Annotated in this window: 12 protein-coding genes; 4 read left to right on the top strand and 8 right to left on the bottom strand. The window is 64.1% G+C overall.

Going from position 1 to position 13,527, the window contains the following annotated elements; translation table 11 throughout:
• Positions 1 to 162: 162 nt before the first annotated feature.
• Positions 163 to 603: a universal stress protein gene (locus LK459_RS20015; RefSeq protein ID WP_007237021.1), complete on the bottom strand. Its 441-nt coding sequence runs from the start codon at positions 601 to 603 to the stop codon at positions 163 to 165.
• Positions 604 to 775: 172 nt separating this feature from the next.
• Entirely contained in the window at positions 776 to 2,938 is a 2,163-nt protein-coding gene (gene uvrB, locus LK459_RS20010; RefSeq protein ID WP_227920266.1) for an excinuclease ABC subunit UvrB, read from the bottom strand.
• 107 nt (positions 2,939 to 3,045) lie between these two features.
• Here uvrB and LK459_RS20005 point away from each other — a divergent pair, with 107 nt between their 5' ends.
• Positions 3,046 to 3,567 carry a DUF402 domain-containing protein gene (locus LK459_RS20005; protein WP_227920264.1) on the top strand — a complete coding sequence of 174 codons (522 nt, stop codon included), beginning with the start codon at positions 3,046 to 3,048 and terminating at the stop codon, positions 3,565 to 3,567.
• 60 nt (positions 3,568 to 3,627) lie between these two features.
• On the opposite strand, the gene coaE is transcribed toward LK459_RS20005, so the two are convergent.
• The 3 genes from coaE to rpsA form a co-directional block, all read right to left on the bottom strand.
• A complete protein-coding gene (coaE, locus tag LK459_RS20000) occupies positions 3,628 to 4,818 on the bottom strand; it encodes a dephospho-CoA kinase (RefSeq protein ID WP_227920262.1) in 1,191 nt (396 codons plus the stop codon).
• A 54-nt stretch (positions 4,819 to 4,872) separates the two neighbouring features.
• Positions 4,873 to 5,016: a hypothetical protein gene (locus tag LK459_RS19995; RefSeq protein ID WP_227920260.1), complete on the bottom strand. Its 144-nt coding sequence runs from the start codon at positions 5,014 to 5,016 to the stop codon at positions 4,873 to 4,875.
• 103 nt (positions 5,017 to 5,119) lie between these two features.
• On the bottom strand, positions 5,120 to 6,583 hold the full coding sequence (rpsA, locus tag LK459_RS19990) for a 30S ribosomal protein S1 (RefSeq protein ID WP_007237016.1): 1,464 nt from the start codon (positions 6,581 to 6,583) through the stop codon (positions 5,120 to 5,122).
• Positions 6,584 to 6,894: 311 nt separating this feature from the next.
• Between rpsA and LK459_RS19985 the strand changes: the two genes are divergently transcribed.
• From LK459_RS19985 to LK459_RS19975, 3 genes are all read left to right on the top strand, one after another.
• Positions 6,895 to 7,461, top strand: a complete 567-nt coding sequence (locus LK459_RS19985) for a 2'-5' RNA ligase family protein (RefSeq protein WP_227920258.1) — start codon at positions 6,895 to 6,897, stop codon at positions 7,459 to 7,461.
• Between the two features lie 10 nt (positions 7,462 to 7,471).
• Positions 7,472 to 8,836 (top strand): MFS transporter, encoded by a 1,365-nt coding sequence (locus tag LK459_RS19980; RefSeq protein ID WP_227920256.1) that lies wholly within the window; start codon positions 7,472 to 7,474, stop codon positions 8,834 to 8,836.
• 102 nt (positions 8,837 to 8,938) lie between these two features.
• The gene (locus LK459_RS19975; RefSeq protein WP_227923901.1) at positions 8,939 to 9,790 is read left to right on the top strand and encodes a class I SAM-dependent methyltransferase; all 852 of its coding nucleotides are present in this window, start codon (positions 8,939 to 8,941) and stop codon (positions 9,788 to 9,790) included.
• Here LK459_RS19975 and LK459_RS19970 read toward each other — a convergent pair.
• The 3 genes from LK459_RS19970 to LK459_RS19960 form a co-directional block, all read right to left on the bottom strand.
• Positions 9,781 to 11,679 (bottom strand): PQQ-binding-like beta-propeller repeat protein, encoded by a 1,899-nt coding sequence (locus LK459_RS19970; protein ID WP_227920254.1) that lies wholly within the window; start codon positions 11,677 to 11,679, stop codon positions 9,781 to 9,783. The two genes, LK459_RS19975 and LK459_RS19970, sit on opposite strands and share 10 nt — an antisense overlap.
• Positions 11,680 to 11,771: 92 nt before the next feature.
• A complete protein-coding gene (locus tag LK459_RS19965) occupies positions 11,772 to 12,524 on the bottom strand; it encodes an amino acid ABC transporter ATP-binding protein (protein ID WP_039993206.1) in 753 nt (250 codons plus the stop codon).
• Positions 12,525 to 12,565: 41 nt separating this feature from the next.
• A complete protein-coding gene (locus LK459_RS19960) occupies positions 12,566 to 13,525 on the bottom strand; it encodes an amino acid ABC transporter permease (RefSeq protein ID WP_227920253.1) in 960 nt (319 codons plus the stop codon).
• Positions 13,526 to 13,527: the final 2 nt, after the last annotated feature.

Raw genomic sequence — 13,527 nt, 5'->3', positions numbered from 1 at the left:
CACGCGATATGGTGAAAGTGGCGGAAATGAGCAACGCGGGGAGCGACGACGGGCTCACCGAATTGAGACCCCCGTGAGCGCGGAAGCAAGCGCACAGCAGTGGACAACAACAGCCGGGCAGATGAATCCATCTACCCGGCTGTCGGTCTCGAAATCTCGCCGCTATGTCGTATGGACGATCAGCACATCGCAGGCCGACTTTCGGGCGACATCGGCAGGCACCGAACCCAGCAGACGACCCGCGATGGAGTTCAGTCCGCGGTTTCCGACGACGAGCAGATCGGCCTGCACGTCGGTGACCAACTGTAGGAGAGCGTCGACCGGAGCCCCCTTGACCGGACGCGGCACGATCTGCGTGGCACCCGATTTGGTAGCCCGCTCCTTTGCGGTGCGGAGGATTTCATCTGTGGGAGCGCTGCCGGTGACCTGGTAGGCCTCGTCCTTCAGCACGTCCGCGGCCTCACCGGCACCACGATCGTTCGGGAAGTATGCGCACGCGATCACCAATTTCGAGTCTCCGGCGATCGCACCCGCACGATCAACTGCCTTCAACGACGATTCCGAACCGTCGGTTCCGACGACGATCGTCTGGTAAGCGCCCATCCCTGACCTCCACACATGTCTCATTCCGCGTATTTGCGGACTTCATCGATCCCCGACAACTCTAGAGTCACCTGAATCGGCAGGATAGTGTGCCACGCAACATTTGTCCGGTGATCACAGCGATCACGACACCACGTCTCTATTGGGACGAACGTCCCACATAGGCGGACGTCTACTTGATTCCGGCGGCATCCATGCCGCGCATTTCCTTCTTCAGGTCGGCGATCTCGTCACGCAGTCGGCCTGCGAGTTCGAACTGCAGATCCCGGGCAGCGCTCATCATCTGCTCGGTGAGCTGTGCAACCAGGTCGGCCAGTTCAGCTCTCGGCATGGACGAGACGTCACGCTTCTCGATGACCCCCGCCGACGCGCCCTTGGCCTTGGAGACCTCGCCCTGCGCGCGCCGACCCCTGCTGGCGTTTCGCCCCGAGCCACCGACGTCGACAGCGGAATCCTCGGCTTCGCGATACACCTGGTCGAGGATGTCGGCGATCTTCTTGCGCAACGGTTTCGGGTCGATGCCGTGCTCTTTGTTGTAGGCGACCTGCTTCTCGCGACGACGTTCCGTCTCGTCGATCGCATTGCGCATCGAGTCGGTGATGGTGTCGGCGTACATGTGCACTTCGCCCGAGACATTTCGCGCAGCGCGCCCGACGGTCTGGATCAGCGACGTCGTGGAGCGCAGGAAGCCCTCCTTGTCGGCGTCGAGGATGGCGACCAGTGACACCTCTGGAAGGTCGAGGCCCTCACGCAGCAGATTGATGCCGACAAGGACGTCGTATTCACCCGAGCGCAGCTGCCGCAGCAATTCGACACGGCGGAGGGTGTCGACCTCTGAATGCAGGTATCGCACGCGGATACCCAGCTCGAGCAGATAGTCGGTGAGATCCTCTGCCATCTTCTTCGTCAACGTGGTCACCAGTACACGCTCTTCGCGATCGGTGCGGTCGCGGATCTCATGGACCAGATCGTCGATCTGACCCTTCGTCGGCTTCACCACGATCTGCGGATCGACCAGACCGGTCGGGCGGATCACCTGCTCGACGAACTCGCCGTTGGACTGGCCCAGCTCATACGCGCCGGGCGTGGCGGACAGGTACACGGTCTGCCCGATACGCCCGACGAACTCGTCCCAGGTCAGCGGACGGTTGTCGACAGCCGACGGTAGGCGGAAGCCGTAGTCGACCAGATTGCGCTTGCGCGACATGTCTCCCTCGTACATACCGCCGATCTGCGGAACGGTGACGTGCGACTCGTCGATGACCAGTAGGAAGTCGTCGGGAAAATAGTCGATCAGTGTCGCCGGAGCGCTACCCGCCGGCCTGCCGTCGATGTGCCGCGAGTAGTTCTCGATACCCGAGCAGAAACCGACCTGGCGCATCATCTCGAGGTCGTAGGTCGTGCGCATACGAAGGCGCTGCGCCTCGAGGAGTTTGCCCTTGCCCTCGAGGTCGGCGAGCCTGGCTTCGAGTTCCTCCTCGATGCTCGACATCGCCTTCTCCATGCGCTCCGGGCCGGCGACGTAGTGCGTGGCGGGGAAGATGCGCAGGGAGTCGACCTGTCGGACCACGTCGCCGGTCAAGGGGTGCAGGTAGTACAGGGCCTCCACCTCGTCACCAAAGAACTCGATGCGTACAGCCAGTTCTTCATAGGACGGGATGATCTCGACGGTGTCGCCGCGCACGCGGAAACTGCCACGGGTGAACGACATGTCGTTGCGGGTGTACTGGACGTCGACGAGTAGCCGCAACAACGCGTCGCGGTCGATCTCGTCGCCCACCTCGACCTCGACCGACCGGTCGAGGTACGACTGCGGTGTGCCGAGACCGTAGATACACGAGACGGACGCGACCACCACCACATCTCGGCGGGAGAGCAGACTCGACGTCGCCGAGTGACGCAGACGTTCGACATCGTCGTTGATCGACGAGTCCTTCTCGATGTACGTGTCGGTTTGCGCGATGTACGCTTCCGGCTGGTAGTAGTCGTAGTAGGACACGAAGTATTCGACTGCGTTGTGCGGCAACATCTCTCGCAGTTCGTTGGCGAGCTGGGCCGCGAGCGTCTTGTTCGGCGCCATCACCAGCGTCGGCCGTTGGACGCGTTCGATGAGCCAGGCTGTGGTGGCCGACTTACCGGTACCCGTCGCTCCGAGCAACACGATGTCCTTCTCGCCTGCCCCGATGCGACGCTCGAGGTCGTCGATCGCCTGCGGCTGGTCGCCCGCGGGTTCGTACTCGCTGACGACCTCGAACCGTCCCTCGGTACGTTCGATATCACCGACGGGGCGGTGCTCTGAGTGCGCGAGAATCGGGTGTTCGGTAGCAAAAGCCATAGTTCCAGGGTAAACGCGGGGTGTGACAATTCTGTTCCGCTCGGTTCCGCGCCGTTGACCTGCGATATCAGGGGGCTCCGCGCCCTCCCCGCGGCTAAGGTTGCACGATGTCCGATCTGCACCCGCCCAAGCGGGAGGTCTTCGACGTTCCGGCGATGACCAACACCGACAACAAGGGGTTCGTCCGGCCAGTGGAGCGCTATGAGGAGGCCCCGTTCGGCCTCTACATGTCGCGTACGGCCGACCACCCGAGATTCTCGCATCTCGAATCCTGGCTCCTCCCCGGCCTCGGGTTACGGGCCAACATCTTCCACTTCGTGCCAGGACACCGGGTCGGCCAACGGCTCTACCTCGACGTCGGACGCTTTCACGGCCCCGATGCCGACGGCAGGTGGCACGCGGAAGACTGGTACCTCGACCTCGTCGACGTTCCGGGCGAGCCCCTCGAGCTCGTCGACGTCGACGAACTGTTCGACGCCCACGCGGCAGCAATGCTGTCCACAGACGACTGCGAAGAAGCGGTACACATCGCGCGCCGCGCCCTTGTCGGCGCCGCTGAGCACGGCCACGACGTCCAGGCGTGGCTCGACGCCTGCGCCGGCGGCACCGTCACATGGCGCGACGGCTGATCCCGACACCACGGACGTGACAATACGAGCGACCCTGCCCTGGCAGGAAAACCGGGCGGGCTAGGAGTCTCGGTTTGTGCGCCACGCCGCGATACGTGGGTATGCCTGGTCGAACCACGGCTCCTTGGCCGCCACATATCGGTCAATGTCCCCGTCGGCCGCAGCAAGCGCCGTGCGCTTGACGCCCGCGTACTCGTCGCGTGCGGCCGGGTCGTCGCGCAACCAGTCACGGAAGTCGACCGCGAACCGGGCACCTGGTGATCCTGCGACCCGCAGGTGCACGTTGACCGGGCGACCCGGATCGGCCGAACCGTGGAACCGCTTGCCCCAGTCACCACGGTCCACCGAACCCGTGGCCGGATCCGCCTTCGGGTTGTCGCCCTCGATTCCGGGAGCGCGCGGGAAGCCGCCGTCGGCGAGGACGTCGGCGAGTCCGTCCGCGATGTCGAGTCCTGCCACGGTGACCTGGATGTCGATGGTCGGCTTGGCGATCAGTCCGGGCACGGATGTCGACCCGATGTGGTCGATTGCCGAGGCCTTGTCACCGACGATGGCCCAGAGTCGGTTCATTACCCTGGCCCCTGCCTGCGCCCACGCCGGGTCCGGCTCGACGAGCGCGACCGGCCCTGGGACGATCGTGCGCGAACGCACATTGGCCTCGTAGGGCACGAGGCGCTCGTCCCACAGTTCCGCCGCGGCGGCCGCGAGCTCCTCCGGCGTACCCGAATTGTCCAGCCAGACATCTGCGACGGCCCGCCGTTGTTCATCGGTGGCCTGGGCGCGAATCCGCGCCCGCGCGTCATCCTCGGGCATTCCGCGCAACTCGGTGAGACGTTGCACGCGCAATTCCTCGTCGACGCCGACGATCACGACGAGGTGGAAGAAGGGCGCCATGTTGCCCTCGACGAGTAATGGGATGTCCTGCACGACAACCGAATCCACCGGTGCGGCAGCGAGCAACTCCTGCGTCCGCGCCCCGACAAGCGGATGCGTGATGGAGTTCAGCTTCTGTCTGCTCTCCTCGTCGCGGAAGGCCTTGGCCGCCAGCGCGGGCCGATCGAGCGCACCGTCGTCGGCGAGGATGTCGTCACCAAAAGCCTCGACAAGGCTCGCGAGCCCAGGCGTACCCGGTTCGACCACCTCACGCGCAATCTTGTCAGCGTCGATGTGGTAGCCCCCACGCTCGACGAACGTCGTGGCCACTGTCGATTTGCCGGCTCCGATGCCGCCGGAGAGCCCCACTCGGATCACAGCCTCCAGTGTCGCAAACGCCGCGTCACCACCGTCATCCGAGTGGCGACCCGATCAGCCGGTGGCGTCGGTGAGCTCGATTGTCTCGGGTGGCAGCCACACCTCACCGACGGCGTCATAGACCAGCGCACCGCCGTCGTAGCCCGACGCCAGCCGACCGCCGGCGCCCTGCTCGTGAGCCGGTCTTGGTTCCTTCATGCTGGTCACACCGACGTCACCAACAGTGCGGTACTACGAAACAAGAGCGCCTCCCGGACGAATCCGGGAGGCGCTCTTGGGCTTTACGTGCGGGATACGACTATCAGGCGTTGCCCGACAGCTTCTCGCGCAGTGCGGCGAGCTGCTCGTCGCTTGCCAGCGAGCCGCCCGACGATGCGGGAGCACTCGAGGTGCTGCGGCTCTCCGACGATGCCGACGAGTAGTCGGTCGGGGCCTTCTCGGCCTCGGCTGCGGCAGCAGCGAACTTCTCGATCTGAGCGGTGTGCATCTTGTGACGACGCTCCGCCTCGGCGTAGCGGTTCTCCCACTCTTCGCGCTGCTTCTCGTAGCCTTCGAGCCATTCGTTGGTCTCGGCGTCGAAGCCCTCGGGGAAGATGTAGTTGCCCTGCTCGTCGTAGCTGTCGGCCATGCCGTACTTCGACGGGTCGAACTCCTCGGTGTAGTCCTCGTTGGCCTGCTTGAGGCTCAGCGAGATACGACGGCGCTCGAGGTCGATGTCGATGACCTTGACCATCGCGTCGTCGCCGACGGCGACAACCTGGTCCGGGACCTCGACGTGGCGCTCGGCCAGCTCGGAGATGTGCACGAGACCCTCGATGCCGTCGTCGACGCGGACGAACGCACCGAACGGAACCAGCTTGGTGACCTTGCCCGGCACGATCTGACCGATCGCGTGGGTGCGGGCGAACTGACGCCACGGGTCTTCCTGAGTTGCCTTGAGCGACAACGACACACGCTCGCGGTCGAGATCGACGTCGAGAACCTCGACGGTGACCTCGTCACCAACGGTGACAACCTCGGACGGATGATCGATGTGCTTCCAAGAGAGCTCGGAGACGTGGACCAGACCGTCGACGCCGCCGAGATCGACGAACGCACCGAAGTTGACGATCGAGGACACGACGCCCTTGCGGACCTGACCCTTCTGGAGCTGGTGCAGGAACTCGCTGCGGACCTCGGACTGGGTCTGCTCGAGCCACGCACGACGCGACAGGACCACGTTGTTGCGGTTCTTGTCGAGTTCGATGATCTTGGCTTCGATCTCCTTGCCGATGTACGGCTGCAGATCGCGCACGCGACGCATCTCCACGAGCGATGCCGGGAGGAAGCCGCGCAGGCCGATGTCCAGGATCAGGCCGCCCTTGACGACCTCGATGACGGTGCCCTTGACGGCCTCGTCCTTCTCCTTGAGCTCCTCGATGGTGCCCCAGGCGCGCTCGTACTGAGCACGCTTCTTGGACAGGATGAGGCGGCCTTCTTTGTCCTCCTTGGTGAGAACAAGAGCCTCGACCTCGTCACCGACGTTGACGACCTCAGAGGGGTCGACGTCGTGCTTGATCGACAGTTCGCGAGAGGGGATCACGCCTTCGGTCTTGTAACCGATGTCGAGCAGAACCTCGTCCCGATCGACCTTGACGATGGTCCCTTCGACGATGTCGCCATCGTTGAAGTACTTGATCGTGGAGTCGATGGCTGCGAGGAAGTCCTCAGCCGAGCCGATGTCATTGACGGCTACTTGCGGCGAGGTGATCGTGGGGGACGACATATGTTGAGTTGCTCCGGACAGGTATGTAGTAGGTACAGTTCACATTGTTTGGACAGCTGCGTCGGCGACACAGGCGTCGATCATGCTGACCGATCTGCGTCTTCCCAGGTCACCACACTGTGATGACTTCCAGGTGAAGACAAGCTGAACTGCGCGAAAGATGCCTCCACGCGCTTTGTCTACCTTACTCTAGTGGCGTTGCGCTGGGCAAATACCACTTCTGAGTACATCCCGCCACCGCACATCCGAGACGGCCAGACATCACGATCGACACCCGGAGCGGACACAGCAGCACACGAACAGGAGCAACGGTGGCCCACTCGGTGGAATTCCTCTTCGACGACGAGTCCGAGCGCCGTCTACGCGAACGCTGGGACCTGCTCCGGGCCTTGGACCTGCCAAATGCGGGAACGAATCCCTCCGCCACCAACCGGCCACATGTGACGATCGCCGCAGCACAGCGCATCGCCCCTGCCGCAGGCACGGCCATTCGCCATGTCGACGTACGACTACCCATCCGGGTCGCGGTCGGGTCGGCGATCGTGTTCGGCCGTGGCGACAGACTCGTCGTCGCACTGCTGGTGGTACCTACCGCGCAACTGCTGGCCGCCCATGAGGCGGTGGTCGACGCCGTTGTCGCCCACGCATCGGTAGCCGACACCGAGTCCGGCGTGTTCGCGCACACGCTGCCCGGCTCGTGGACACCGCACGTCACCATGGCTCGGCGCGTGCACGCAGACCAGGTCCACGAGGTCATAGCCGCACTCGACCTGCCGCCATCAGGATTACCGGCATCCATCACCGCCATCCGACGCTGGGACAGCGACAGTCGTACCGCCACCGTCGTCGCCTCACATCAAGGAAGTTCGACAGCCTAAGATTCGACAGATGTCGACGCACATCACCGATTCCAGTCCGTCGATAGCCGCACGTCTCGATCGGCTACCGGTCGTCCGCACCCACCGGATCGCCACCACCGTGGTCGGACTCGCGCTGTTCTTCGACCTCTACGAGAACTTCCTCGCCGCAACCATCTCCTCGGTCCTCACAACCGAACTCGACCTCTCGCGCACCGAACTGAACCTCATACTCGGGTCGGCGTTCTTCGGACAGTTCGTCGGGGCACTGGTGATGGGGAGACTGTCCGACCGCATCGGCAGGCGGCCCGCGTTCATGATCAATCTGGGGATCTACTCGGTGTTCTCACTCGTCGCCGCGTTCAGTCCCAATGCCGCGTTCCTGATCGCCATGCGGTTTCTGGCAGGTGTCGGCATCGGTGCCGAGTTCGCCCTCGCCGACTCCTATCTCGCCGACCTCCTGCCGAAAGCTGTTCGCGGACGGTTCATCTCGTGGTCATACACCGTCGCGTTCATCGGCGTACCGGTTGTCGGGCTCCTCGCGCGCTGGTTGGTTCCGCTGCATCCACTCGGCTTCGAGGGATGGCGCTGGCTGTTCTTCCTCGGCGGACTCGGCGCCTTCGCCGTCTGGGTCGTGCGTCGTCGACTACCGGAATCGCCGCGCTGGCTGGAAACCCACGGCCGTCGTGAGGAGGCCGACGCCGTGTGCATCGCACTCGAGAATGAGGCACGTGCAGCCGGGCATCAGCTCGCCGAACCGGACACGACGTTGGAGGTGCAGAAAGCACACGAGATGCCGTTCTCGTCGCTGTTCGGCCACCGACTTCGTAGGCGCACCGTCATGCTCTGGCTGCTGTCGATCCTCGAGGTGTTCGGCTATTACGGATTCGGAACTCTCGCACCATTGATACTTGTGGCCAAGGGCTTCGACGTGCTCACCTCGCTCGGCTACGTCACCGCCTCGTACATCGGCTATCCGCTGGGCTCACTCCTCGCGATACCGATCGTCGAACGGGTGGAGCGCAAATATCTGGTGATGGGATCTGCTGCCGCAATGGCACTCCTGGGCCTGTGGTTCGGATTCGCCACCAACCCGGTAGCCATCGTGATCTCGGGCGTCGGCTACACGATGATCAGCAATCTGTTCTCGAACGCATATCACGTATACCTCGCCGACTCGTACCCGACGGCGATTCGCGCGACCGGTGCCGGTGCGGCCTACTCGCTGTCGAAGATCACCACCGGTCTACTTCCCTTCATCCTGCTGCCTCTCCTCGATGCGAGCGGCTCCGGCGCCGTGTTCGGCGTCGTCGCCTTCGCGATGCTGCTTCTGATCATCAACGTCGGAGTTCTCGGTCATCGGACGACCGGCCGCTCCGCCGACGCGCTGGGCTAGACACACTGCATATGCGCGGGTCCTACACTCGTCGACGTGACCGACGACCAGATCCCACGCGCGCCTCGCGCGCTCGGCGACGAGACCCCACGCGCGCCTCGCGTGCTCGGCGACGAGACCCCACGCGCGCCTCGCGTGCTCGGCGACATCGACTCGCGGACAAGTGATGCCGCGAGCCGGTCCTGGTGGGACTCCGAGGCCGACGAGTATCACCGCGAGCACGGTGGCTTCCTCGGTTCCGACTTCCCTGGCGGCGAGTTCGTCTGGGGCCCGGAACGGTTGCGCGAAGCCGACGTTCACCTTCTCGGCGACATCGTCGACCGCGACATCCTCGAAATCGGTTGCGGCTCAGCACCGTGTTCACGTTGGCTTGCCACGCACGGCGCTCGCCCTGTCGGGCTCGATCTGTCGCACCGGATGCTCGCCCATGGCCTCGCGACCATGGCGCGATTCGACGAACCACGTGTTCCGCTCATACAGGCGACGGCGGAATCGCTCCCGTTCGCCGACGAGAGCTTCGACATCGCGTTCTCGTCGTTCGGTGCGGTCCCGTTCGTCGCCGACCCTGCCGGGGTGATGGCCGAGGCCGCGCGCGTCATCAAGCCCGGCGGCCGGTGGGTCTTCTCGGTCAATCACCCCATGCGCTGGATGTTTCCCGACGACCCCGGACCTGCCGGGTTGACCGTGACCATGCCCTACTTCAGTCGGACGCCGTACTCGGAAGTCGACGCCGACGGCACTGTGACCTACGTCGAGCATCACCGCACCATCGGCGACCGTGTGCGCGAGATCCGTGCCGCGGGGCTGATTCTCGACGACATCGTCGAGCCGGAGTGGCCCGACGACCTCGACGAGGAATGGGGGCAGTGGAGTCCGCTTCGCGGGCAGTACTTCCCCGGAACAGCCGTGTTCTGCTGTGTCAAACCGCGTACGACTGCTCCGAATCACCGATAGGCGCGCACAGTCGTCGTCGAGACTTCTCCCTTCCCCGAATCGCCCCGACAGACGTGAAGGAATGCACCGGAGAGCGGGATCAACCCGCTGGCCTCGGAGTGGCCTGCTTCGGAGGCCGACGAGCAGGCGACGCTCGGGTTCTGCCGCACTCTTCCGTCCCAGCCGATCCGTGTCAGAACACTCGGTGCCCCACCTAAGGCCACTTCCGGCTCGGCCGCGTCGCGGTTACTGAAAGTCTTACCGACCGCACCGAAGGCAGCGGTCAGCAGACCGTCTTTCGCGACGAACCAACGCTGATAACCGGGATCCGCGACAAACCATCCGACCGGGCCCATGCGTGTGATGGTGATTTCCCGCAGCGACGCAACATCGATCACGTTCCAGGAATAGTGCATCTGCACGCCGCCAAACGCGACGTCGTTCGTAGGTGGGAGTACCCCGACAGCCGGGCCCGGTTGGTCGATCTGACCCACGAGGGAGCGGGAGCTGTCGTCGGCGCGCGGACCGAGCACTGTTGTACCGGTTGAAAGATCGACGACCGACACATAGGAGTCGTTGCCGAGGTAGGCGGACATAGAGAACACTGCGACCCGATCACCTGCAATACCGACGATCCCGGTCTGTCCAAGGCCTTCGGCCACACGATCAGCCCCGGGGAGGCTGTGCGTGCTGTCTCTCCCGGTGTCGGCGTCGAGCACAACGAGCCGGTCCGCACAGGTGTAGGCGAGATGGTGCGCGGTGGTGACGAACTGCGCTGCACGTGAATCGCTTTCGAGGAAGCAGAGATCGCTCTTGATCGACCACTCGGGGGTTCCCGATCGTGGCTCGAGCGCGGCGAGTCGGCCCGGCGACACGATGGGCACAGCGTGTCCGACTATCTGTTGCTGCCCGACCACCAAGTGTTGTCCGAGGCGTGTCCACAGTCGTTGACCGGTCTGCGCATCGAGCGCAACAAGCACGTAGGTACCGGGTGCTCGCTGCGCACCCGGCATGAATGCTTGGTTCTCCTCTACCGTCGATGAGGTGGCCGACGACTCGTCGACGAGGCAACTGACGAGCACCACCGCCTCAGCCGACACCCCAGTCGAGAACATGGCTCCCTGCCCGCACGTGCCGAACTCCCTCGCGACGTCGAAGGTCCACCGTGGCGCCTTGTGTGAGGAATCGTAGGAGTCGGGGCCGTACGCCTGCACCACCCCGGCGTCCCATACGACGTAACCCGCTGCTGCGGACACGATCTCGACATCGCCGTCGAATCGCTGTGGTACTCCTGCCCGCATCCCCATTGTCTCGGAAATCGGCGCAACCGACGACTCACGGGACGCTGAGGCCGATGTCGACTGCGGTACACGGAAGACAGCGCCGATCGCACTTCCACAAGCCACCGCGATCACGACGACGAAGACGACCCCGACGGCGATGGCATCGCGGCGGACCGTGTCGCCCGAACGTCGCGACGGCGCCCACTGGGCAATCACCAGTAGCGTTGTCGCGCACACCATCACAGTCGCGATCACGACCGTGATCCGATGCCCGGAGACGCCGACGAGACGATAAAACACGTTCTCCACCGTCGACGTACCAGCCACAACGGCGAACACCAGCCACCCCACCGCGAGCACGCACAGCAGCACGGCACCGACTTTCCGCATGCGCGAGAGGCCGAGCTGCCGGGCGGTGCGATAGGTGAGGATGCCGCACGCGAGTCCGAAGACGAGCGTGGTCGCCGGGATCTGGTACACCCCGCGGGTCACATACCGCGCCGCACCGTCGAGCACGACTCCCGAGCCTGCGAACCATACCGCGGCGAGCACGGCGAGCACGACCGCTGCGAGTACCGCGCCCGCCGATGCGGACAACCAATACCGTCGAGCACCCACTGCCCTCACACTGTCACCCGCCGCTTCGCCATCGTCTCGGATATCAAGCCGGGTCGACTATACCGATGTCGTTCACGCGACGAACGACCAGCAGCGTTGCGCTACAGCAACTTCGACAAGAAGGTCTTCGTCCGCTCATGCTGCGGGTTGGCGAGGACCTCACGCGGATCGCCCTGTTCGACGACGACCCCACCGTCCATGAACACCAGTTGATCGGCGACCTCGCGGGCGAAACCCATCTCGTGCGTGACCACCAGCATGGTCATGCCGGTCGAGGCGAGCTCGCGCATCACGCCGAGCACGTCACCGACGAGTTCCGGGTCGAGTGCCGATGTCGGTTCGTCGAAAAGCATCAGCTTCGGTTCCATGGCCAGCGCACGGGCTATGGCGACGCGCTGTTGTTGTCCACCCGACAACTGCGCCGGATACGACGACGCCTTGTCGGCCAACCCCACTCGGTCGAGCAGGTACTCCGCACGCTTCGCGGCGTCGGCTTTGCTCTCCCGCTTCACTTGCGTCGGTGCCTCGATCACGTTCTCGAGCACCGTCCTGTGCGGAAACAGGTTGAAGTGCTGGAAGACCATCCCGATGTCACGACGCTGCTTGGCCGCGTCCTTCGGGCTCATCTCGTAGAGCTTGCCGCCGCGCTCGCGGTATCCGATGAGGTCACCATCGACGTAAAGCCGACCCGCGTTGACCTCCTCGAGGTGATTGACGCATCGCAGGAACGTCGACTTGCCCGAGCCGGACGGACCGATGATGCAGAGCACTTCCCCGCGTTGCACCTCGAGCGAGATCCCCTTGAGGACCTGGGTGGTACCGAAGCTCTTGCAGACGCGGTCGGCGAGCACCATCGGTTGACCGGACGTGTTCTCCACGGTGTTCTCCACGGTTGTCATACTCCCCCACCCCCGTGCTGCGGATCGGTGACCTCGGCCGCCGCAGCCTGCGCTTTGCGCTGCTTGTTCGTCATCGCGCGGGTGGCCCCGCGGGCGTAGTACCGCTCCAGGTAGTACTGTCCGACCATCAGGATGCTGGTGACCACGAGGTACCAGGTCGAGGCGACCATAAGCAGCGGGATCGGCTGGAAGATCACGCCTGAGATGTCGCGGGCGCGTCCGTACAGTTCGAGACTGAACGGCACGGCCGCCACGAGGCTGGTGGTCTTCAGCATGCTGATGACTTCGTTGCCGGTCGGCGGGATGATGACCCGCATCGCCTGAGGCAGCACGGTTCTACGCATGGTCTGCGACCACGTCATGCCCAGTGCCACCGACGCCTCGGTCTGTCCCTCACCCACCGACGAGACTCCTGCACGCACGATCTCGGCCATGTATGCGGATTCGTTGAGCGCCAGTCCGATCACCGCGAAAAGAAATGCCGCGTTCAGCGATTGGATGTCGAAGTGCGCGAACTGCACCGTGAACGGGATACCGAGATCGATGCGCTTGTAGATCGACGGGAACAGACCCCAGAACACCAACTGCACGTAGACCGGCGTGCCGCGAAAGATCCACAGATACACCCACGACGTCGCTCGCAGTACCGGATTCGGTGACAGACGCATGATGGCGAGCAGCACGCCCAGGATGATGGCGATCACCATCGACAGCACCGTCAATGCCAGCGTGTAGCCGACACCCGACATGATCCGGGTGTCGAACAGATACTTGGCGTAGGTGTCCCACGCATAGGCGTCGTTGGTGGCCGCACCGTAGATGAAGAGTGCGACCAGAATCAGGACGATTGCGGCCGCGATCCATTGGCCGGGGTGTTTGAGGGGTACGGCTTTGATCGGGGTCGGCTCCACTTTCGAAGAGTCGATCCCGACCGTGCCGTCAGACGGCGTCGTCACAG

This window comes from Gordonia otitidis (assembly GCF_020735545.1).
In the GTDB taxonomy this organism is placed as follows: Bacteria; Actinomycetota; Actinomycetes; order Mycobacteriales; family Mycobacteriaceae; genus Gordonia; species Gordonia otitidis.
Note: the sequence above shows the minus strand (reverse complement) of the source record. Positions and strands in the feature narration are given on the sequence as shown.

Excerpts from the sequence above, each read along its gene's own strand:
- LK459_RS20015 (WP_007237021.1), bottom strand. The coding sequence starts at position 603 with ATGGGCGCTTACCAGACGATCGTCGTCGGAACCGACGGTTCGGAATCG.
- uvrB (WP_227920266.1), bottom strand. The coding sequence starts at position 2,938 with ATGGCTTTTGCTACCGAACACCCGATTCTCGCGCACTCAGAGCACCGC.
- LK459_RS20005 (WP_227920264.1), top strand. The coding sequence starts at position 3,046 with ATGTCCGATCTGCACCCGCCCAAGCGGGAGGTCTTCGACGTTCCGGCG.
- LK459_RS19995 (WP_227920260.1), bottom strand. The coding sequence starts at position 5,016 with ATGAAGGAACCAAGACCGGCTCACGAGCAGGGCGCCGGCGGTCGGCTG.
- rpsA (WP_007237016.1), bottom strand. The coding sequence starts at position 6,583 with ATGTCGTCCCCCACGATCACCTCGCCGCAAGTAGCCGTCAATGACATC.
- LK459_RS19980 (WP_227920256.1), top strand. The coding sequence starts at position 7,472 with ATGTCGACGCACATCACCGATTCCAGTCCGTCGATAGCCGCACGTCTC.
- LK459_RS19965 (WP_039993206.1), bottom strand. The coding sequence starts at position 12,524 with ATGGTGCTCGCCGACCGCGTCTGCAAGAGCTTCGGTACCACCCAGGTC.